This window comes from Bosea sp. 29B (assembly GCF_902506165.1).
In the GTDB taxonomy this organism is placed as follows: domain Bacteria; phylum Pseudomonadota; class Alphaproteobacteria; order Rhizobiales; family Beijerinckiaceae; genus Allobosea.
In genome coordinates this window covers 5,901,356-5,921,482 of record NZ_LR733817.1, presented here as the reverse complement: position 1 = coordinate 5,921,482, position 20,127 = coordinate 5,901,356, and the positions used below count along the sequence as shown (strand labels likewise).

At 63.4% G+C, this 20,127-nt stretch carries 17 protein-coding genes and 1 pseudogene; 7 read left to right on the top strand and 11 right to left on the bottom strand.

Going from position 1 to position 20,127, the window contains the following annotated elements; all coding sequences use genetic code 11:
• Nucleotides 1-251: 251 nt before the first annotated feature.
• Both GV161_RS28755 and GV161_RS31290 read left to right on the top strand, forming a co-directional pair.
• Complete coding sequence (locus GV161_RS28755) at nt 252-1,661, top strand: nuclease-related domain-containing protein (RefSeq protein WP_152012684.1); 1,410 nt, start codon at nt 252-254, stop codon at nt 1,659-1,661.
• On the top strand, nt 1,645-2,439 hold the full coding sequence (locus tag GV161_RS31290; protein ID WP_152012683.1) for an SEC-C metal-binding domain-containing protein: 795 nt from the start codon (nt 1,645-1,647) through the stop codon (nt 2,437-2,439). The genes GV161_RS28755 and GV161_RS31290 overlap by 17 nt, the downstream gene beginning before the upstream one ends.
• Nucleotides 2,440-2,590: 151 nt before the next feature.
• On the opposite strand, the pseudogene GV161_RS28745 reads toward GV161_RS31290, so the two are convergent.
• The 3 genes and pseudogenes from GV161_RS28745 to GV161_RS28735 form a co-directional block, all read right to left on the bottom strand.
• Nucleotides 2,591-3,344 (bottom strand): annotated as a pseudogene (locus tag GV161_RS28745) (AAA family ATPase).
• A 936-nt stretch (nt 3,345-4,280) separates the two neighbouring features.
• Nucleotides 4,281-5,153, bottom strand: coding sequence for an alpha/beta hydrolase (locus tag GV161_RS28740; RefSeq protein WP_152013611.1), 873 nt, complete (start codon nt 5,151-5,153; stop codon nt 4,281-4,283).
• Nucleotides 5,150-5,572 carry a helix-turn-helix domain-containing protein gene (locus GV161_RS28735; RefSeq protein ID WP_152013612.1) on the bottom strand — a complete coding sequence of 141 codons (423 nt, stop codon included), beginning with the start codon at nt 5,570-5,572 and terminating at the stop codon, nt 5,150-5,152. Before GV161_RS28735 ends, GV161_RS28740 begins: the two co-directional genes overlap by 4 nt.
• Nucleotides 5,573-5,635: 63 nt before the next feature.
• On the opposite strand from GV161_RS28735, the gene GV161_RS28730 reads away from it, so the two are divergent.
• Nucleotides 5,636-6,013, top strand: coding sequence for a hypothetical protein (locus GV161_RS28730; RefSeq protein WP_152013613.1), 378 nt, complete (start codon nt 5,636-5,638; stop codon nt 6,011-6,013).
• A 34-nt stretch (nt 6,014-6,047) separates the two neighbouring features.
• Here the strand turns inward: GV161_RS28730 and GV161_RS28725 are convergent, their stop codons facing one another.
• Together GV161_RS28725 and GV161_RS28720 are read right to left on the bottom strand one after the other, a co-directional pair.
• Entirely contained in the window at nt 6,048-6,275 is a 228-nt protein-coding gene (locus GV161_RS28725) for a DUF4167 domain-containing protein (protein WP_159650498.1), read from the bottom strand.
• A gap of 428 nt (nt 6,276-6,703) precedes the next feature.
• Nucleotides 6,704-6,961 (bottom strand): hypothetical protein, encoded by a 258-nt coding sequence (locus GV161_RS28720; RefSeq protein WP_152013615.1) that lies wholly within the window; start codon nt 6,959-6,961, stop codon nt 6,704-6,706.
• A gap of 372 nt (nt 6,962-7,333) precedes the next feature.
• Here GV161_RS28720 and GV161_RS28715 point away from each other — a divergent pair, with 372 nt between their 5' ends.
• Nucleotides 7,334-10,009, top strand: coding sequence for a phosphoenolpyruvate carboxylase (locus GV161_RS28715; RefSeq protein WP_152013782.1), 2,676 nt, complete (start codon nt 7,334-7,336; stop codon nt 10,007-10,009).
• 121 nt (nt 10,010-10,130) lie between these two features.
• Here the strand turns inward: GV161_RS28715 and GV161_RS28710 are convergent, their stop codons facing one another.
• Both GV161_RS28710 and GV161_RS28705 read right to left on the bottom strand, forming a co-directional pair.
• Nucleotides 10,131-10,667, bottom strand: a complete 537-nt coding sequence (locus GV161_RS28710; RefSeq protein WP_152013616.1) for a hypothetical protein — start codon at nt 10,665-10,667, stop codon at nt 10,131-10,133.
• Between the two features lie 218 nt (nt 10,668-10,885).
• Entirely contained in the window at nt 10,886-12,829 is a 1,944-nt protein-coding gene (locus tag GV161_RS28705; protein ID WP_152013617.1) for a hypothetical protein, read from the bottom strand.
• A 133-nt stretch (nt 12,830-12,962) separates the two neighbouring features.
• Here GV161_RS28705 and GV161_RS28700 point away from each other — a divergent pair, with 133 nt between their 5' ends.
• Together GV161_RS28700 and GV161_RS28695 are read left to right on the top strand one after the other, a co-directional pair.
• Entirely contained in the window at nt 12,963-14,543 is a 1,581-nt protein-coding gene (locus GV161_RS28700; RefSeq protein WP_152013618.1) for an AMP-binding protein, read from the top strand.
• 29 nt (nt 14,544-14,572) lie between these two features.
• Nucleotides 14,573-15,223, top strand: coding sequence for a DUF1190 domain-containing protein (locus GV161_RS28695; protein WP_152013619.1), 651 nt, complete (start codon nt 14,573-14,575; stop codon nt 15,221-15,223).
• 375 nt (nt 15,224-15,598) lie between these two features.
• On the opposite strand, the gene GV161_RS28690 is transcribed toward GV161_RS28695, so the two are convergent.
• The gene (locus GV161_RS28690) at nt 15,599-16,231 is read right to left on the bottom strand and encodes a hypothetical protein (protein ID WP_152013620.1); all 633 of its coding nucleotides are present in this window, start codon (nt 16,229-16,231) and stop codon (nt 15,599-15,601) included.
• A gap of 415 nt (nt 16,232-16,646) precedes the next feature.
• On the opposite strand from GV161_RS28690, the gene GV161_RS28685 reads away from it, so the two are divergent.
• Entirely contained in the window at nt 16,647-17,129 is a 483-nt protein-coding gene (locus GV161_RS28685; RefSeq protein WP_152013621.1) for a hypothetical protein, read from the top strand.
• 559 nt (nt 17,130-17,688) lie between these two features.
• Here the strand turns inward: GV161_RS28685 and GV161_RS28675 are convergent.
• The 3 genes from GV161_RS28675 to GV161_RS28665 all read right to left on the bottom strand — a co-directional run bounded on the left by GV161_RS28675 (nt 17,689) and on the right by GV161_RS28665 (nt 19,776).
• Nucleotides 17,689-18,111 carry an STY0301 family protein gene (locus GV161_RS28675; RefSeq protein WP_152013623.1) on the bottom strand — a complete coding sequence of 141 codons (423 nt, stop codon included), beginning with the start codon at nt 18,109-18,111 and terminating at the stop codon, nt 17,689-17,691.
• Nucleotides 18,112-18,126: 15 nt separating this feature from the next.
• Nucleotides 18,127-18,528: a BPSL0067 family protein gene (locus GV161_RS28670; protein WP_152013624.1), complete on the bottom strand. Its 402-nt coding sequence runs from the start codon at nt 18,526-18,528 to the stop codon at nt 18,127-18,129.
• 249 nt (nt 18,529-18,777) lie between these two features.
• The gene (locus GV161_RS28665) at nt 18,778-19,776 is read right to left on the bottom strand and encodes an AraC family transcriptional regulator (protein ID WP_152013625.1); all 999 of its coding nucleotides are present in this window, start codon (nt 19,774-19,776) and stop codon (nt 18,778-18,780) included.
• Nucleotides 19,777-20,127 lie beyond the last annotated feature (351 nt).

Genomic DNA, 20,127 nt, shown 5'->3' with positions numbered 1-20,127 from the left:
GGAGAGGCGGGGTCACTGGGCGGGTTTAGCATTCCTGCCCCGGGGGTGTCTTCGCCTGCTGGTGGATACGGTGTTGTGCCGAATGGGATGGCTGATGTGTGTGGTTTCCTGCCTTATCGCTTCTGGATTGGCATATTCGAAATCACCCGACGCTACCTAGCCATTCGAGGCGGATGCTTGACCCAAACTGAGAAGGATCAGCTAGACTGCAATCGGTTCTCACATGTGAATGAATCGATGGCAGTCGCTCCATGCGCAAAAAAGACATAAGCCCCAAAGAGGCCCGCAACGAGTCCGAGATATTTGATGAATTACAAAATCTTTGCTGTTCTCCAGGGTACATTCATGCTGTCGCTTATTTTTGTTGGCGCGATAACATTATTCGATTTTCTGGCGAAAAAATCACTGAGAAAGATGTCGAGCATCAATATTCCCATGAAAAGCTGATCAGATCCGAAATCTCGACCCTGGTAGGCCTTTTGGCAAAAGGAGATATAGACACTAGCATTCCTGAGCCTGGCGTCCTTCAAAATTATCTAGATCGGTCAGAAGCTCTGCTTCATGAAATGCATATGAGCCTCCAGAAGCCCTGGATGGCTGCGTTTGCAGAGATGGCTCGAAACCCAAGAAAATCAAATCGCGCTGACCCGTTTAACACCGCTGAGGGTTTAAGGGAGCCTATTTTCTACGGTGGAGAGTCGGCCTACAATTTCCAGTATGAGGAACTGGCGCTCTTAAAGTACGCTGCAGATAGTGATTGGCTCAGGTTCCATTTTGGATTCACAATTGATGATGCTTGCATAGTCACTCGCAAACTTAGCGAGTTGCAGATGCAAAAGATCTCGCAACTTCGCGAGATGATGCTGAATTCTCATCCTGATCAGTGGACTTTTTTTCCCGGATTTGTTTTTAGCGCTCGCGAGCTAGAAGGACCGACAGGGCTCTCTTTTGAAAAGATAGAACGCATTCTCATGGCGTTCACTGTTGATTCGAAAAAAGCGAATGCCTCGTTTTCCAGCCTGAGCGCTTTCAACGAAACAAATGCCGCTCCGATCATCAAAGCCGTCGATGGCTCATATATTCTGTTGCAGCATTACAGTTTGCTCGAAGCGCTATATGAAGCACCGTTCTTCTGGATGGTTGGAGATAAGTCCTACGCTGCAACAGCATCCAAAAACCGTGGCGCCTTTGCTGAAAAATTCTTGTCAGACCGCCTCACGCGTGTGTTTGATTCACGGCATGTATTTCAGAATGTGGACATTTACAAGGGAAAGGATCGCGTTACTGAAGCGGATGTCTTGATTCTGTATGGTGACCGAGCGCTTGTAGTGCAAGCCAAGTCAAAACGCTTGACCATCGAGGCGCGTAAGGGGAACGATCTTCAGTTAAAGGATGATTTTAAGAAGGCGATTCACGATGCTTATGATCAAGCCTTGCTGTGTGCAGAGGCACTCCTAGACGATTCGTATCGGTTCGTATTACCGTCTGGCGATGAAATTAGCATTCCTAATAGGCCTACGAAAATTTTCCCAGTGTGTAGTGTATCGGACCATTTTCCTGCCTTAGCTGCACAGGCTCGGCAGTTCTTAAAAATCAAATCCACAAAGAATGTTCAACCTCCTGTAATTACTGACGTGTTTTTTTTTGGATGTTCTAACTGAAATTCTTGATAAGCCCTTGCATTTATTGAACTATTTGGCGCTACGGGCTAAATTCGACAAGCAGCTCCTAGTAAGTCAAGAACTTACAACCCTTGGTTATCATCTGAAGCACAACCTGTGGCTGGAAGATCGATATGACATGGTGAATTTGGGTGATGATTTCACCAGTTCCCTCGACATCGCGATGTCCGCACGTAGGCTGGGAGTTCCTGGGGAACGAACGCCCAAAGGCATTCTAACTCGCTTCGATGGAACGCCCATTGGCGGATTGATTTCCGAATTCGAGGCCCGCGCAATCCCCGAGCTTGTCGGGCTTGGAATGCTGTTCCTTCAGCTCGAATCCGATACCGCCAAGCATATCAATAGGGGCATCGATCGATTGGTGCGTTCCGCAGCCGACGACGGCCAGCAACACGACATGTCCGTTCCATCGGATGCAGATAAGTCAGGTTTTACCATTCATGTCAGTTCGCTCCCGGAGGAGGTCGCTCGGGAGCGTTTGTCGACCCACTGTCGAATTAGGAAGTACGATACAAAGTCGAATGTTTGGTATGGGCTGCTACTTGCCCCTGGGACTGGGGACATCAGAGGCGCTCTGACTATCGAAGAAAAGTGGAAAGCCGACGCGAACCTGGAGAAGGCACTCGCTGCATGGCCAAAAAAGCCAATGGTTCCAATTAAAATGCTATCGCAAGGGGCACTTCGCAGGAAAGTCGGACGCAATGAACCGTGCCCTTGTGGTAGTGGGAAGAAGTACAAGAGGTGCTGCTTAGATTAGTCCTGACGACCGGTCACATTGTATTGCCGACAATCTCCGCTGAATCCATAGCCGCTTTCCTGTAGTGATAGCGGTGACGCGAACGATCACAATGGGTGAAAGCAGTAGCTCGGGCCGGTTTGTCATCGATTCGCCCAAATGAGATCGTCGCTCACTCTTCCATCATCGTCTCCACGAACGCCGCCGGGTCCATGCAGAACTCGCGGATCAGGCGGAAATGCTGGGTCTGCTCGATCGTCACGGGATCGAGCCCGTATTTGGTCAGGCCGAGCAGGCGGGCGCCGGGATAGGCCATCAGGATCGGCAAGTTCCAGGATCATTCGGGTCGCCATGATCACCTGGCACTGGCCGAGCCGGTCCATGCGACCAAGCAGCTTGAGGAACTCGATCTGGTGGGCCGGCGACAGCGCCGATTCCGGCTCGTCGAAGATGACGGGGCGCTGGCAGCGCTCCTCGAAGAAGCGCAAAAAACCCTCGCCATGCGAATGGGAGAGGAAATCGGGGCCGCGCTGGCCGACATCCAGCGCGGCCTTGTCGAGATAGCGCGCCACCGAGAAGAAGCTTTCGGCCCGGAAGAACCAGCCATCGGTGACTTTGGGCAGCCAGCTCGCCTTGAGCGAGCGGGCGAGGGCGCCGCCCATCGCCTCGACCGCCTGAGCATGATCAACCGGGCGATAGCCCTTGCCGCCGCCGGCCTCGTCATAGCCGGCGAGCACGGCGATGCCTTCGAGCAGCGTCGATTTCCCGGTGCCGTTCTCGCCGACGATGATGGTGATCGGCCTGTCGAAGGAGAGCTCGAACGCCTCGCGCAGGAAGGGCAGGCACCAGGGATAGGCCTCCGGGTCCGGCACCGCCGCGCGGTCGAGCCAGATGCGCCTGAGATAGGGCGTGGGCGGGCGTCTCATGGGCGCTCGTGGGCGGGGGGGCAGGCTATCGCGTGCTGCGTTGCAATCAAAGCGCGAGTCATCCCGGACAAGCGGCGAAGCCGCGCCGATCCGGGATCCATTCCGGAGCCTTTCCGATAGAGGTTCCGGAATGGGTCCCGGGTCTCCCTCCGGTCGCCCGGGACGACTCGCGCTTGAATGAAGAAGGCTGCGAGACGAACGTCCATGCGCGAGCCTCTCGCCAGCTTTCGCCGCGAGGGTGTGAGGGAAACGCCATCCGAGGGAGGCGCGGGGTCGGGCGGCGTCGCAGTCGACGGCTGCGTGCCGAATGTCGATGTCGAATGTCGAAGCAGCGTCACTGGCCACTGCCCGAGCCCCGCGCGCGGTTTTCTTACGAGCTCTCGCCGTGTGTTGCGTCCGGCAGGACTGGGAGGGCCTCTCCCATCGACGAAAACCCCTTCGCGGTGGAATGAGCCGGACCGGATCGCAAAAGTGGGTCGCACTTCTGCGGAGCCAGGGCTCGTTCGGGCTCGCAAGGCCCTTTCGCCACGAAACACCGCTCTCCCGCCCGGCCTCATGATGCCTCGCGAAGCCCCCTCGGTTCGGGCGGGACGGGGAGAAGCATAAGCCAGGTTTCGGGGNGACGACAACCCTCCGCAGCTACTTTGGACCCGCAACGGTCCTTTCGCCACGAAACACCGCTCTCCCGCCCGGCCTCATGATGCCTCGCGAAGCCCCCTCGGTTCGGGCGGGACGGGGAGAAGCATAAGCCAGGTTTCGGGGGCGGGGATTGATTGGGGATTTGTCCCCGTCCGCTCGACCGTCATGCTCGCTCTTGTGGCGAGCATCCACGTCTTCAACACCGCCCTGGCCGCAGGAGGACGTGGATGGTCGGGACAAGCCCGACCATGACGGGAAAGGCAGGGGCCCTGTCAGAGGAGGGCGGCCTGACCGGTGTCAGCCCGCTGCCAGGACGGCGTTCCGTTCCAGGAACGTCATCACCCGGGCCGTCTGGTCCGGAAGGAAATGGTAGCCGTCCGCGAGGAAGCAGATTTCGGCCTGCGGCGCGTTGCGTTGCAGCCTTGCCCGCGTATCCGCCGAGTCGAGCAGGACGTCCCGCCCGCCCAGGACCGCCAGGATCGGTACGCCAAGGCCGGCAAGCTCGGCATCCGTCAGCCGGGGGATGCTGACGATCCGCGGGCGCACGGCCCGGCCGATATCCTCCATAAGCTCGGCGAGCGGCCGCACGGCGTCCGGCAGCACTTTCGGGAAGGGACCCAGCACCAGTTCCCGCGCCTTGCGTCTGCCCCAGCCGCCGAGCAGCAGGAGCGGCAGAGCCTTCAGCAGGAAGTTCTTCTGCCGGCCGATACCGGCCGGGCCGATCAAGGCGAGCGCCCGGGCGAAGCCGGGCCGCCTGCTGGCATAATCGAGCGCCAGCCAGCCGCCCAGCGACATGCCGACAAGCGCAGCCTGCGACAGCCCGAGGCCGGCGAAGACGTCGTCGAGCCAGAGGGCGTGGGCATCTCCGGCGAGCGCCGGCCGGACTCGCGCGCTGAGGCCGGGCTCGCCGATCATGTCGATCGCGTAGAGCCGGAACCTGGTCGACCAGAGCGCGACATCGAGCAGCCAGGCCGCCGAATTGGCCTGCGAGCCGTGGAACAGTACGACGGGCGGCGCGTCTTCCGGCCCGCAGGCGACGACGAAGGTCGGGCCCTGGCGCGTCGGCAGATGCCACTGCGTGCTCGGTACCGGCCACTTCGCGAGCACGCGCCGGTAATGCGCCTCCACCGCGTTGGCAGTCTCGGCGCTCGCGTAGACGGGATCGCTCATGGCCGGTTCCCGATCTGCATCTGCAGCATCTCGAGGAGCCGTCCGACATCGGCCGGATCGCCGATCAGCACGACCTTGAGGCTCCTGGCCTGGGGATCGAACGCCGTGCTGAGGTGCAAGGGCGGAGTGTCGGCATCGCCGGTCAGCGCCACGGCTTGCAGGAAGGTCGCGATGCGCTCCGCCCGCTCGACGGCGATGTCGGGGATATCGAGGATGCAGGTCGCCCGGGCGGCGGTGCCTGGCTCGGGCCGGCCGCTGGCGAGGCCGGCGAAGGCATCCAGCCGGGAGCGGGCGATCCGATAGGATTTTCCGACCCGCGTCGCTGGCAGCCGCCCCTCGCGGATGTAGCGGAGCACGGTCTTGGGGTGGAGGTTCAGCTCCGCGGCCGCCTGCTCGACCGTGACGAGTCCATCCGACATTGAATATTCCCTATTGTTCCCATAAAAACCTAATACAAGGAATTTTAGGGATCAATAAGGATCATGACGACAGAAGGGATCGTCCCGCAAATGGACGCGGGCGCGGAGATGAAGACCCGGCTGCGCGCCGATCTGCGCATCGCGATGAAGAGCGGGCGCGCTGGCGATGCGAAGCTGATCCGGGCACTCATCGCCGCGATCGACAATGCCGAGGCACTGCCCGCGACCGCCGGGCAGGGGGCGATGGCCCAGCATGATTTCCGCAGCGGTTCGGCCGAGGTCGAGCGGCTTCTCCTGGGCCGCTCCGAGGTGCGGGCGGCGCTAATGGCGGAAATCGACGAGCGCGAGCATGCGGCTGGCGAAATGGAGCGTCTTGGACGGGCCGAGCTGGCGCAAACGCTGCGCGCCGAGATCGCCCTGGCCAGATGCTATGTCGCGTGACGGCTTTTGTGCGCCGGACAGGTGAGACGGGGCGTCAGGCCGCCGTGCCCTTGATCAGGCGGTGATAGTGCTCGGCATATTGGTAATAGCGCTCGGCCTCGATCCGGTCGCCGGCGAGGGCCTTGGCCTTGGCCAGGGCGAGGTAACGCTCGTAACTGGCCTGTGCGGATGAGCCCCGCCGCGCCGGCGCGGCGTTGGTGCGTGGGCCCGAAGAGGCGAAGTGGATGTCGTAGTCCGCGGATCCGGGTTGGCGTGTGGTCATGTCCAGCCTCCTCATCCCAGCATCTTCCTGACGATCCGACGCAGTTCCTCGCGGGAGAGGCCGCAGGGCTGCGGCTTCCAGTCGGGCGCGGATTTTGCGGGCGCGGATTTCGGCGGAAGCATATTGGCGATCGCATCGGCGATACGCCCGGTCTCGGGGGACTTCAGTCGTGTTGATTCTTGCATTTAGTCCTTGTGCCGCTCGGCAAAGGCCGCACGGTCTTGTGGTGAAATCGCCGAGCACATGCGTGCGGCGATGCGGCTGCCATGGGCAGCGATCTGTTCTCGATGGGTAGGGTAGGAGGCTCGCTGCCGGTTCCGATCAAGGGAGCCGCTGGTCAGTCTTCGCCTGCTTGCTGCTTCTATCGAAGCAATGTGGCCAAATGAAGTTGTACAGACGGGGCCTGCTATTTCGTGCCTGCCGAGATTCTATGGGAAATAGTTTGTCGGAACAGTTGCCGTACGGTGACGGCATGGTCCGTTGAGATTTTTCTCGATGGCCGTCATGGCAGCATCCACCGACAGGAATGGCCCTTTCCGGATGTCGCTCAGGCGCGCCACCTGCTCCTGCGAGAGAACGATCCAGCAACTGCCATGCGGGTCGCGAATGATCGAGCAGATCGAGCGTTCGAGCAGGTCGGAGACACCCCAGTTGCCGGAGAGATTACGCCGCACGGTCGTATCCATGGCTTCCTCCGGGTCCATCCCGATATGGCTATGGAAACGGTGATTGTAAGGGCGGGATGCGGCGCGCGACGCGGGCGTCACGTCCGCAATCGCGCTGCCGACGCGAGGGCGAGCGCCTACAATCGGCGCGACACACTCTTGCTGCGAAGCCGCATTTCATTTCGCAGTTGCAGCAAAATCGGATTCCTGCTCACCTGCTCCCGCTCATCAAACGATTGAAAAGCGGAGAGCGGCGTGGCGGGTGCGGAGGGATTGTCGCCATCGGCGCTGGCGGGCGACTTGTCGGCGGCGATCGTGCAGGCGCGCTCGGATGCGCGCGAGGACCCGTTCGGCAATCCGGTCCTGCGTGTCACGCTCTGGCTGACCCGGAAGATGGATCGCGGCGAGGTGACGCTTGCCGACACTGCCGCATTGATCCGCCAGCTCGGCCGCGCCGCGCTCGCTGATCGGGCCGCGCGCGTCGCCGCCTATGTCGGGCTGGAGCGCGACGAGAGCGAAGCCTATGCCGCGCTGGCTCGGCGTGTCGCGGACGAGGCGAGCGCTTCGGCGCAGCCCTTCGAGGCCTATGGCGCGGCGCTGGCGCGGGTGCGCTTCGCCGCTGTCTTCACGGCGCATCCGACCTTCGGGATGAGCCGGGTGGTGGCGCATGCGCTGGCGGAGCTCGCCTCGAACGAGGGCGAGGCGGCGGCGCTGATGGCGACCGATCTCTCCTTCCGGCCGGATGCGGCGATCACCCTGCAGGACGAGTTCGAGCAGGCGCGCTTTGCGGTGCGCCATGCCCGCGACGCGATCGACCGGCTGAATGCCGCCTTCCTGGCCGAGGCGCGGGCGCGCTGGCCGCAGCGCTGGCGCGAGCTCAGGCCGCGCGCCCTGCAACTCGCGTCCTGGGTCGGCTGCGACACCGACGGGCGCACCGATATCGGCTGGTGGGACACGCTGCGCTACCGGCTGGAATCGAAGCGCGGCCAGTTCTTCCGGCTGCTGGAGAAGCTGCCAGGGGCGCCGGCGACCGCTGAGGTGAAGGCGCTGGTCGAGGCCGCACATGCCGCCGTCGAGCGGCAGCTCGCGCTCTGTCCGGCGCTCAACAGCCAGCCCGCAATCGAGCCGCTGCAGGCGTTCTCGCTGGCGCTGGTCGGCGAGCGCAAGGCGGCGATGCCGGATGCTTCGAAGCTGCTGGCGGCGCTCGACAAGGCGATCGTGCTGGCCGAGGACGAGGCGACGGCGGAAGCTCTGATCCTGGCACGGGCGGGCGTCATCGCCCACGGCGTCTCGATCGCGCTGCCGCATTTCCGGCTCAACGCCTCGCAGCTCCACAATGCCATGCGCGGTGTGATCTCGCTCGATGAGGAACCGGCCCAGCCGGCGCAGCGGCGCGCCTTCCTCGCGGCAGTGAACCAGGCGCTCGCCAGGGTGAAGCCGACGCCGGTCGATTTCGGGGCGCTTGCAGTCGAGCGCGCCTCGGCGGCGCGAATGATGATGATGGTCGCGCAGATCGTGAAGCATGTCGACGGCTCGCGGCCGGTGCGCTTCCTGATCGCTGAGACCGAGACGGGCTATACGCTCTTGTCGGCGCTCTATCTCGCCAGGCGCTTCGGTATCGCCGATCTCGTCGAGATCTCGCCGCTGTTCGAGACGTCGGATGCGCTGGAGCAGGGGCCGCGCATCATCGACGAGGCGTTGCGCAGCCCGCATTGGCGCGACTATCTCAAGCGCCATGGCCGGCTCTGCGTCCAGTTCGGCTATTCCGATTCCGGCCGCTATATCGGCCAGGTCGCGGCGACCTTCTGGGTCGAGCGCCTGCGCAGCCGCATCCTCGACCTGCTGCAGCGCTACGGGCTCACCGATATCGAGCTGGTGATCTTCGACACGCATGGCGAGTCGGCCGGGCGCGGCGCCCATCCCGACAGCCTCAGCGACCGGCTCGCCTATCTCGATCCGGAATGGCCGCGGCGCGCCTTCGCCAAGGCCGGCGTCAAGGTGACGCGCGAGACCAGCTTCCAGGGCAGCGACGGCTATCTGCTGTTCGGCACCAGGGGGCTAGCGGGCGCGACGGTGGCGCGCATCGCCGAAGCCGTCTTCGCTGACGCGGCTGCCGGCGCAGACGATCCGATCTATGCCGAGCCGGATTTCGCCACTGAGTTCTTCCAGACCGTGCGCGAGGAGATGACGCATCTCGTCGACGATCCCGGCTATGCGGCGCTGATCGGTACCTTCGGCCCCTCGCTGCTCGACAAGACCGGCTCGCGCCCGGCGGCGCGGCAGAGCGATGCCGGCGGGCCGACGGTGATCCGCCATCCCCGTGAGCTGCGCGCCATTCCCAACAACGCGATCCTGCAACAGCTCGGCTGGCTGGCGAACAGCGTGCACGGTATCGGCCAGGCGGCGGCGCGGGCGCCGGATCTGTTCGCCAGCATGCGCGAGAGTTCCGAGCGCTTCGGCCGGGCCTACCGGCTTGCGGCCCATGCCATGGCGAACAGCGATCTCGACGTGCTGCGCGCCTATCTCGACACGCTCGATGCCGGCTCCTGGTTCGACCGGGCCCGGCGCACCGAGAAGGAGGGGCGCCGCGACGAGTTGCTCGCGGTGGCCGAGACGCTGGCGCGACTCGATCTTGCGCCTTCGCTGCGAAGGCTATTCTGGCGCTTCGCCTCCGATCGGCTGAAGCTGAAGGAAGCGGCGGGTGAGCCGCCGGCGATGCCGGTCCGGCTGGTGGCGCTGCATACGCTGCGCCTTTCGTTGCTGCACCGGATCTGGCTGTCGGCGACGCATATCCCGGACTTCCGACCGCATGCCGGGGTGACGCGCGAACTCCTGCTCGAGCGCATCCTGCGGCTCGACATGACCGGCGCGCTCGCGCTGCTCGGCGAGATCTTCCCGCTCAATCCCGATCCGGCGCTCGGGCTCGATTTCGGCGAGCCTGCCGGCCCGCGCGAGGGCGGCGCCTATGCGACCTTCCATCGCGACGTGGTCGAGCCGATGCGGGAGTGCTTTGCGCTGCTGCGTGAGGTCTCAGGCGCGATCCAGCACGAGATCGGGGCGTTCGGGTGAGGGGGTGATCCGGCGATGCGGCCAACCGATTGTGCTGGAAGCTAAGACCGCGTCCTCTCGGACAAGCCGGAAAGCGGCTCGGTATAAGTGCTCGTCGAAGGCGCTGGCCTGGCTCCGAGGCTCAGCGCGTGCGCTCGGAGAGCTCGGCCGATGCGCTGGTGTTGCGATCCGAGATCGACTGGACCGGCTCCCAGACGGTGTGGTTGTCTCGCGGGGTCGAGACCAGGTATTTGAGCTGGCTCTTGGCCTTGGCCGAGAGCAGCCTGCTGGTCTGGAAGCTGGCGAAGTTGGCATAGGCGCGAGCGCCGCCGTCGAAGACCACGACGCGATCCTTCAGGACGACGATATCGCCCTTCTTCAGCGTCTCGTCCCTGAGATACCAGAACGGGTCGTTGGCATATTCCATCGGCTTGACGAGCGGCGTCTTCGGCCCGTCCTTGACGTCCTTGGTGGCGCCATCGAGCTTCGCCGTTGCCTTCTTGCGCTTGGGCCGGACTGTCATGTGCAGGGGATTGTCGGGCACGGGCGCATAGGTTGGCCGTTGCGGGACGCCGAACAACGTCTCCCAGAATCCCGCGGCGCTCGCCGGCGAGGCGAGTGCCATGGCAGCCGCTGTCAGGGCAGCGGCGGCAATGATCTGTTTCGAAATGGTCGACACGGCTGCAATCCCCAGCTCCGCAACCGGAGATAGCGATAAACATACCCGATCTCAATGACGACAGCACGACGTGATGAACGGCTTCTTCGTCAAATTTCAGCGATTGCAGTGCCGGCATTTCGAGATCGTTGAACCGGGGGCGATTCTGCGGCGATTTTCGCTGCGGTGCAGCATGGTTGTCGCGCCCGGCGCATCCCGGTCATGCGCCAGCAAAGGGTTCAAGGCTGTGGAAGGCCTAGCACCTCGCGCAGCACGGGAATGGTCGCATCGGCGATCGCGGCATGGCCGCTGGCGTTGGGATGGAAGGAGCCGCCAAGCGTGGCGGCGAAAAGCGGCTGCTCCGGGCTGAGCGGATCGGTGGTGTCGGAGCCTTCGATGGTGCCGACACGCATGTAATGTCCAGTCAGGAACGAGTCGTTGGGGGTGATGAGCCAGCGCTGACGCGGGCGATAGGCCCGCCAGGCGCTCGGAGCGAACGGCTCCCAGCGGTGCTGGACGAAATTCCAGGTCGGAAAGCGCATGGCGCCGGAAGCCACACGGTCTGGCGCGTCGGCGGGGGCTCCTGCCGAGCACAGGGCATGACCGGCGAAGCGCTCGACATGGGCATCGACGAAACGCCAGCGCCGCGCTTCGGGAAGCGTGGCGATCGCCGCTGCGATGCCGCGATTGAGATGGGGGACGAACGCTGCGGCCTCACCGCCCGTGCTCGGTTTGCTGATCGAAAGGATGCGGTGCACGTCCATGCCGCTGGTGCTGACGCCGCAGGGGCCGCTCTCGCCGCGCGTGATCTGCGGATAGGCGGTCTGGACGATGGCCGAGGCCGGGACGTCGAGATGTTTCTCGAAGGCTGCGGAGAGCTCGCGGATGCGCGCCGGGATGACCTCGTCGACAGCCCGGCGCGCCTCGGCGAAGGTCTTGGTGTCGATCTGGCTGAGCCAGAGCTTGTAGAGCAGGCCGACGCGCAGGCCGAAGCGGCCGCGCCCGACCACCTCCTCGGCGATGACGCTGGAGAAGCCGATATCGTTGCCGCCGATGCTGAGCAGCACGGCATCGGGCTTCATGGCGCGCGGCTGGCTGCAGCGCGGGAGATCGCGGCGCCAGTCGAAGCCGGAGCCTTCGTCGTCGAAGCGGTTGTAGCCGGCGAAGCTGCGGCAGTAGTCGCGCCAGTAGCGCATCAATTGCGGCGAGGCGTCGTAGACGGCATCGCCGACATCGTCGCGGGCTGCGTAATAGCCGAGGAGCCCGGCGCTCACCTCCGCCCCGGTGCAGCTATAGGGCGTCAGCGTCACCGCGACGTCGCGATGCGCGAGGGCCAGGACGAGCGCGGCGCGGACATGCTGCGAATAGAGTGAGCGGTGACATTGCGCGTTGAGCCAGATCGCCGCGGCCGCGCCACCGAGCGAGCTGTCGGTTGCGCCGCGCCGCCGCGGATAGTTGCGGAAGCCGGGGCGATCGGGCAGGGGCGAGGAATTGCGATAGGTGTCGATGCCGTCGTCGACCAGCTCGGCCGGCCGGTCGGGATTGCCTTCGCCCGAGGAGAAGGAATCGCCGAAGCCGGCGATGGCGATGTGGCGCAGCTTCACAGCCTTCGCTTCGGCGAGCGGTGCATTGTCGGCGCTGACCGCGATGTCGAGCGGTGCGCCGAAGGTGCGGCGCGGAAGCCTGGCCTCCTTGGAGCAGGGAGCGACCACGGCAAGCTCGCCAGTCGTCCAGCGGCAGGTCTTGCCGGCGAGCGACGGCGGCAGCTCGGCGAGCCGCACGAGCACGTCGGCGACGCGCGGCTCCATGAACTGATCGCCGGTGTCGAGCAGGCATTGCCAGTGGCCGCGATTGCCGTTCTGGAAGCAGGTCCGGCGCGTGACCGCCGAGGTCCAGCCCCAGCGCGCGATGCTCACGGGATCGCCGAAGGCGGGACCGAGCGTGCGGGCGGCTGCGGCGCGCTGCATCGCATCCTCGAAGGCGATGGCCGGACGCTCGCGCCGGTCGGCCGCGGGGAGGGCGGCATAGATCTCGGCCAGCTTGCGGAACTGCGCCTCCTCGCGGAACAGGCGGAAGCGGTTGGCGATTTCCCATTCGATGCGCGGCTGCGCGACCGCGCCGCCAGCGACGAATCCGGCTTTCACAATGAGAAGCGATGACAGGAGCAGGCGCAGTCGAGGCATGGCGGTAGCCTCCAGTGGCGGTACAACCCTAACGCGTTGGATGACGCTGGGGAAGTTGCTGGCGGCGGATTGTATCCCGGCCGGTTCGCCTTAGGTTGCGGGCAAGAGGAACGACAAGGGGAGCACGAGCCGAATGGCCGCGATCGAACTGCCGGCACAGCCCTTCGACGTCGAAGCCGCCAGGACAACGCTGTTCCAGGCGCTGCTGGCGGCTGCCGGCAAGCACGGCAAGAGCCGCATCGCGCTTGAGGATCCGGAGCGCAAGCCGCTCAGCTATGGCAGTCTGGTGCTGGGCGCGCTGGTGCTCGGCCGCAAGCTTTCGGGGCTGACCAGGCCGGGCGAAAAGGTCGGGCTGATGCTGCCCAACGTCCAGGGCATGGCGGTGACGCTGTTCGGGCTTTCTGCCTATGGCCGCGTGCCGGCGCTGCTCAACTTCACCGCCGGCCTGAAAAACCTCACCGCCGCCTGCGAGATCGGGCCGATCTCGACGATCGTCACCTCGCGGCGCTTCATCGACCAGGCCAAGCTCGACGACATCGTCGAGGCGCTCGCGCCGGGGCGGCGGGTGATCTATCTCGAAGATGTCCGCAAGGGCTTGACCAGCCTCGACAAGGCGCTCGGCGCGCTCGCCTCGCTGGCGCCCGGGCTGGTTCTTCGCAATCATGCGGCCAGGCCCGACGATCCGGCGGTCGTGCTGTTCACCTCCGGCACCGAGGGCAAGCCCAAGGGCGTGGTGCTGAGCCACGCCAATCTGGTCTCCAACGCCAACCAGATCTTCCAGCTCGCCGCCGGCTTCCTCAGCGAGCGCGACATCGTCATGAACCCGCTGCCGGCCTTCCACTCCTTCGGGCTGACGGCGGCGCTGCTGATGCCGCTGACGCACGGCATGAAGGTCGTGCTCTATCCGAGCCCGCTGCACTACAAGCAGGTGCCCAAGCTGATCGGGGAGACCGGCGCGACCTTCCTGTTCGCCACCGATACCTTTCTCCAAGGCTATGCGCGCGCTGCGGATGAGGGCGACCTCAAGAGCGTGCGCTATGTCGTCGCCGGGGCCGAGCGGGTGAAGCCTGAGACACGCCGGATGTGGGAGCCCTATGGTACCACCATCCTCGAAGGCTATGGCTGCACCGAGTGCTCGCCGGTGCTGGCCTGCAACACGCCGGTGGCGATGCGCGAGGGCACGGTCGGCCGGCTCCTGCCCGGAATCACGGCCAGGCTCGAGCCGGTCGAGGGCATCACCGAGGGTGGACGACTTTGCGTGAAGGGGCCGAACGTGATGCTCGGCTATCTCAACGCCGACAATCCCGGCGCGATCGTGCCGCCGGAGGGCGGCTGGCACGACACCGGCGACATCGTCGCGATCGATGACGGCTTCGTCGCGATCAAGGGCCGGGCCAAGCGCTTCGCCAAGCTCGGCGGCGAGATGGTCTCGCTGGCGGCGGTCGAATCGATGGTCGCTGGCTTATGGCCCGGTCACAATCACGTGGTCGTGGCGCTGCCCGATCTGCGCAAGGGCGAGCAGCTCGTCCTCGTCACCGAAAAGCCCGATGCCGAGAAGAAGGCGCTGCAGGACGAGGCCAAGCGCCAGGGTTTCCCGGAATTGTGGCTGCCAAAGGCCATTCTCGTCACCGCCACGATTCCGGTGCTCGGCAACGGCAAGATCGATTATGGTGGCACGCGCGAGCTCGCCATCATGATGAGGCCGCTGCTGTGACGCCACAATCGCATGCTCAGGGAAGCCGCATGATCACGCTTCTTCCCCTTGTCTTCGCCCGCGCGGCGGCCTTCGCCGTGGCCGGGATCGCTCTGACGCCCGCCGATGTCGTCGCCCAGGCCGCCGGCCAGACCTATGTCCGCCGCGACGAATGCATCGAAGCCGGCAAGCTCTCGGCCGAGCAGTGCGAGCATGCCTATCGCAACGCCCGCGCCGAATTCGAGCAGAAGGCGCCGCGCTATGCCTCGCGCGCCTCCTGCGAGCGCGCCCATAAGCGCTGCGGTGCCCAGGTCTCGACCACCGGCGGCTGGGATGCGTTGGCGCGCGGCGGCGGCGGACAGACTTACGTGCCGCGCTTCGTCGGCATCCGCGTCACCGGCGAGGGCTCCGCGGGCAAGGCGCTGCCGATCATCGAGGGGGCGGCCAAGGTCGCCTTCTCGGCGCGCCAGGTCGCGGCGCTCGACGACAAGGTCGCGGCCCGCCGGGCGGTGATGGGGGGCGGCGATGGCGGGCGCGGCCAGCACAGCCAGCAGGCGAGCGGCCCCTATATCCGCCGCGGCGACCGCGACGACACGGTGCGCGTGCCGATGCAGGAGAAGAAGATCGGCGCCGACGTTGCGCCCGGGCTCTATGTCGATCCCGACGGGGTCGAATGGTACAAGCCGGCGCATCGGCGCTGAGCGATCCCGTCGGCTTTCAATCGGAGCTTGTCGGCTGCGAGCAGCGCGGCTAACGAGTGCACGTCACGCGGGCGTGGCGAAACTGGTAGACGCATCGGACTTGAATGATTGAGTGCTCCGGCGGAAACGCCAGATGCAGAACTGCTCAAATTCGGGGAATCCTGTCAGATGGCGATCCCGAGCCAAGCCCTGAGGCGGCAAGCTTCAGGGAAGGTGTAGAGACTAGACGGGCAGCACCTACGGCAGACGCTATGGTGAAGGGATAGTCCAGACTCCAAACGCCTTTCGGGGCGGCGGCGAAAGCCGTGGTGGGTAAGAAAATCCGTAGGGCCTTCGGCCCGTGGGGGTTCGATTCCCCCCGCCCGCACCATAGCTTCACTCTTCGTAGTAAAAGGGGCGTTTCTCGGCGCCCTGCAGATTGTCGGCCAACCCCCAAAATTGGGCTAAGACACGCGTATATCGGCGTATGTCTTTCTCTTTCACTCGGATCGCCTCACTCAGCATCTCGATATCGCCAGTGATCGCGATGCTATGGTCGTCCAGGTGATCCCAGAAGCGCGGAGAACGTGCATAGAGGGCGGTACACGAAGTTCCGTCGCCGTGTCTTACTGCGTTCGCTAGCAAGAAAAGCTCTTCGATGGTGTCGCCAACATCATCGATCTGCAAATCAATCTCAGCTGAGTGGGCGGTCCTGTGCAGCAGGTCGACAAAGGGCCATTTGGCGACAGCTCTTCTGTTCTCATCTGGCAAGATAATGCGGGCCCAGCTCCGCAATTGCCGTTCGAAAAGTCCGCATAGCAGCAGCGCAAAAGACCGGCGCGCCTCTTGAGCGGTGTGATTGTCGATATGGAGAGTCAGCTGATCGAGAAGTTCTTTATGGGTTTCCGTATTGCGGAAAATCACTTCGGCGTGCTGAGGCAAGCGGTCGAGAGTGGCTCTCACAACGCGATGATAAAAGCGGTCGATATTGGCTTGAAAAATTCGGGGGAACTGGGAGTTTATCTGCATTGGCTGAAGCACTTCCTCCACAAATGTTATGGCTCCCCGAGAGCTCTCCCTGCTTTCGCTCGAACTCCGGTGAAGGTCGATAGGCTTGAGCCTTCGTTCATAACGGACGCGCGCAGCTTGGCCCAAGGTGCCGGCCAGAAGTTTTGGAAGTGCCTTACCGGAAACGGCGTGTGGGTTCGTCCCCTCGCTGTCCGCACCAATCTTGCATGGTTTCTTCCAACTAGAGCTGCCTGAAGCTGAGCCATTGACTAAAACGCGAGCGCGGGGTCGAGTTCGCCTTAGGGGAGGCGCTGATGCTAGGCTGGTTAGCGAAGAAGAGCGAGAACGCCCGCGTCTATATGTGCGTGAAGGAGGTGCTTTGGGATTTGGAGAAGGCTGACGGCCTTCGTCGAGCCACCCTCCTAATGCTCGCCCAATGGTTCCGTTTGACGATGACGGACGACGGGGGCTGCCCAATACCTTGCTCGATCGGCCGCTGGATTATACGCGCGCCGACCTAGTGCGCTTCTACGGCATGCTTGAGACGATACGAAATAACGCGGCCCGCCAGAACGAGCACCTGCAGAAGACGATGCCCAAGTTCGGCATAAAGATGCCAGATTTCGCGATTCAGCACGTCAAAGACACAAACCGTGGCATCGAGATTTGGATGTGCACGGTTGGATGCGGAATCGTACCCGATGTCCGCGATGATGTGAGGAAGATATGGCAGCATCTGAGTGGGTCTCGCGAGCATATTCGTGATGCCATACTTCGTCTTAAGAGCATCGAGATTGCCACGCAGGAGGTGACTGGCGAGGACACCAGCATGATGTTCGATACAGTGCCTCTGGGAGAGTGGCTTATAGGAGCTGAATTCGTCCCCAGCGCCTTTAAAGCCGAACTGAGGCTGCTCTGAGATGTCTAGGCCCCGTGCGAGCGCCGCAGCTCATCCCGCCACCTGGCTGATGCCGATAGCACTGCTTTTGCTAGCGCTCGTGCCTTGGCCTTACGCCTACTATCAGATGCTTCGCATCGTCGTCTGCGCGGCAGCCGGATATCTCGCCTATGGGGAGTATCAGCGCATTGGGCTTGGAGTATGGGCGATCATACTTGCCGTGCTGGCCCTGGTCTTTAACCCCGTTGCTCCGCTACATATGAAGCGCGAAATCTGGGCGATTTTGAACATTGGCACGGCGGCAGCGCTGGCGATGCACTTTTGGGTGTCGCGACGCCGATCCGTTCGGTAGCGGTAGCGGCACCTACCCCCTGCGATGCTCGACCTTCGGCAGGAACTAGGCCAACGGCCCGATTGTCGGCAGGAAGGCGCAGAGCCGATAGACCACCTCAATGCCGATCCAGTCGGCGACCTCGCCGAAGGTTGCCGCCGTCCGCACCAATCTCCTATTGCGAGATGGGCAAGCCCGGCTCCGTGGGGCAGTGGGCCTTCGGGAGGAGACTGTCGCCTGCCTAAGGACCTACTTGCACTCCAACTGCTCGATCCGCGGCAAGCCCGACAGGCGGACTTTGGGATTGTAGCTGACGGAACAGCTTTTCGTGCCGGCCGGGAGCTCCTGGGCCAATGAGATCGAGGTGCCGGCATAGCCGCATTCGATCCAGACCCGGCGCTCGGATGTGTTTGCGAACTGCCAGGTCGACACCTCGCGATCCCTAACCTTCCTTGTCGCGTCCGGAGCCAAACTGACCTGCTCGGCCGGCTGGCCGTCATAGAACGTAACCTGGCTGAAGCGATGTGGCGTCTTGCTGCGCAGATCGCGCCAGCCCGGAACGGCCGCCGTGAGCTGCTGCTGCGTGTCCACTTCGGACGGGCATTGCGGCGCCGCGACTGCCTCGCCGGCGAGGACCACGAACAGCCCCGCTGCAACTAGAATCCTGCTCATGCCGCTATCGCCTCGCTACCATTCGATCGCTGAAAACGCGTTGCCGTCGTTGCTCAATCCCGATTTTGTCGGTGTCCAGCGAATTGTACGACGTCTGACTTCCCCTTGCGTGCGCCATTGATCCAGGACCTGAATCCCGACGGCATCCTGCCCCAGATAGATCGCCGCGTGCTTGCCGGTGCTCCCGGTCTGCGGATATTTGCCATCAACGAACGTCGCGATGGCCGTGCCCACCGGAAGCACGGGGCCGTCCTTGGTGACCTTGCGCCCCTCTTTCCAGGCACTGGTCTGCGGCGCTTTGAGAGTCTGCTGAATGAACTCCACGCACTCGGCGTTGCCTTTTGCGTTTGTATATGAGGTTCCACTGTAGCTTGCCTCGAGAGACTTGCCGCTCTCGGGCTTCAAGATATGCTCCATTCCGAAGCTCCATAAACTATTTAAACCAACGGGTGGCTTCAAGGTATTGGGTCAATTCAACGAGCAGGCTGCATAAAATTGGCGGAAGCCTTGCCCCGGATGCCTTTGCGCGCATTTGAACGACTATCGGCAGTAACATCTACCGAGATCCGGTCGGCGACCTCGCCGAGGATCGCCGCCGCTCTGGCCGTCACCTGGAAGAGCCCTGCGCCGGCTCCTGCCGGCGTGCTCTCTTGATCGCGGAGCCGTTTAGCCAAGGCGCGATTGCTCGCGAAACTGGCGCGGCGTGATGCCCGTCATCCGGCGGAAGGCGCGGCTGAAATGCGCCGGATCGGTGTAGCCGGAGGAAAAGGCGACGTCGATGATCCTGCAATCGGTGTCCTGCAGCAGCCGGCTCGCATGCTCGTACCTGACGGTGTCGAGGATGTCCGAATAGGACAGGCCGATGAGGGCGAGCTTGCGCTGAAGCGTCCGCGTGCTGACGCCCGCGATCTCGGCGACGTCGGCGAGAGCCGTGGTTCCCTCGTCGAGATAGGCCGGCAGCATCAGCTTGAGCAGTTCGACGATGTCGTAGGCGGAAGGGCCGTCCTCCTGGTTCCTTGCCGGCGCAAACGAGACGGCCGACCGGTTGGGAAGGCTGAGCAGCGCGATCGGCAGGCTGATCCAGGCGGCATGCTGGCCCGACAGGAATCGCACATTCGGCCAGCAGGATCGCGTTGCCGGGCTTGGCGCATAAGACGATTCGAAGGCGATCGCCGTCGGCATCCAGCCAGGCCCTGCGAATTGCCTGATGATGTAGACCGAGAAGATATTCTGGATCCATTGCGCGTATTTCAGATGCAGGAGCCCCGTCCCCGCAAGCCGGCTGCAGACCCGAACATGATCCGCGTCATGTTCGATCCACATGCTCAGAATGGTGTCTTCCCGTGACGCCTCATGGCAGGCGTGCCGGAGCGCGACGAGCAGTGTCGGTGAATGCGCGATCAGGGCCCGTGTCTTTTCCCGCATATGAGAGAAATGCAGGCGCTGGGCAGCGAGAAAGCCGAAATCCTCGATGCCTTGGGTTCTCTGGGCGGTCTCGACGAAACGCAGCGCCGGCAGAAGCGGCAAATAGAGCTCGCTCTTTTCGGCCAGGGACGATGGCAGCCGGGAGCGCTCCAGGAGCGCCTCCGTCGGCGCGCCGATATCGTCGAGGATACTGACGAAGGGCAGCAGGAACTGGCCGCGCGTCAAGGGGATATCAGCCATCGGACCTCGCCGCGGTCACCGCGTTGACGCTTTTCACAAGGCCGAATCTTCCGAGGATTCGCGGCCGGCGAGCGTGAAGAATAGCCGGTCGCGGGTGGCGCAAAATGGCAAGACCGACAACCCGCCCATGCACCAAACAGAGCCTGTCGGCTGATCCGAAAGTGATCCGCCGCACGGAGCATCCACTGCCGGGAGCCTCTATCTCACGGAAAGTCGGCAGTGGGGGCTTCCTATTCGCAAAGCCGGCGCTCGCATGCCTTCCAGTCATCATTTGGCCGGTGAACGTCACCGCAAGCTGCTCGAAGCCCCGCTTCGCGGGCCATTTTGATTGCCATTGAATTGCTCGGCCAT

Bases quoted from the DNA above. Each gene is read 5' to 3' on its own strand.
- GV161_RS28755 (WP_152012684.1), top strand. From the start codon at position 252: ATGCGCAAAAAAGACATAAGCCCCAAAGAGGCCCGCAACGAGTCCGAG.
- GV161_RS28740 (WP_152013611.1), bottom strand. From the start codon at position 5,153: ATGAGCGATCCCGTCTACGCGAGCGCCGAGACTGCCAACGCGGTGGAG.
- GV161_RS28735 (WP_152013612.1), bottom strand. From the start codon at position 5,572: ATGTCGGATGGACTCGTCACGGTCGAGCAGGCGGCCGCGGAGCTGAAC.
- GV161_RS28730 (WP_152013613.1), top strand. From the start codon at position 5,636: ATGACGACAGAAGGGATCGTCCCGCAAATGGACGCGGGCGCGGAGATG.
- GV161_RS28725 (WP_159650498.1), bottom strand. From the start codon at position 6,275: ATGACCACACGCCAACCCGGATCCGCGGACTACGACATCCACTTCGCC.
- GV161_RS28720 (WP_152013615.1), bottom strand. From the start codon at position 6,961: ATGGATACGACCGTGCGGCGTAATCTCTCCGGCAACTGGGGTGTCTCC.
- GV161_RS28715 (WP_152013782.1), top strand. From the start codon at position 7,334: ATGGATCGCGGCGAGGTGACGCTTGCCGACACTGCCGCATTGATCCGC.
- GV161_RS28705 (WP_152013617.1), bottom strand. From the start codon at position 12,829: ATGCCTCGACTGCGCCTGCTCCTGTCATCGCTTCTCATTGTGAAAGCC.
- GV161_RS28700 (WP_152013618.1), top strand. From the start codon at position 12,963: ATGGCCGCGATCGAACTGCCGGCACAGCCCTTCGACGTCGAAGCCGCC.
- GV161_RS28695 (WP_152013619.1), top strand. From the start codon at position 14,573: ATGATCACGCTTCTTCCCCTTGTCTTCGCCCGCGCGGCGGCCTTCGCC.
- GV161_RS28690 (WP_152013620.1), bottom strand. From the start codon at position 16,231: ATGCAGATAAACTCCCAGTTCCCCCGAATTTTTCAAGCCAATATCGAC.
- GV161_RS28685 (WP_152013621.1), top strand. From the start codon at position 16,647: ATGGTTCCGTTTGACGATGACGGACGACGGGGGCTGCCCAATACCTTG.
- GV161_RS28675 (WP_152013623.1), bottom strand. From the start codon at position 18,111: ATGAGCAGGATTCTAGTTGCAGCGGGGCTGTTCGTGGTCCTCGCCGGC.
- GV161_RS28670 (WP_152013624.1), bottom strand. From the start codon at position 18,528: ATGGAGCATATCTTGAAGCCCGAGAGCGGCAAGTCTCTCGAGGCAAGC.
- GV161_RS28665 (WP_152013625.1), bottom strand. From the start codon at position 19,776: ATGGCTGATATCCCCTTGACGCGCGGCCAGTTCCTGCTGCCCTTCGTC.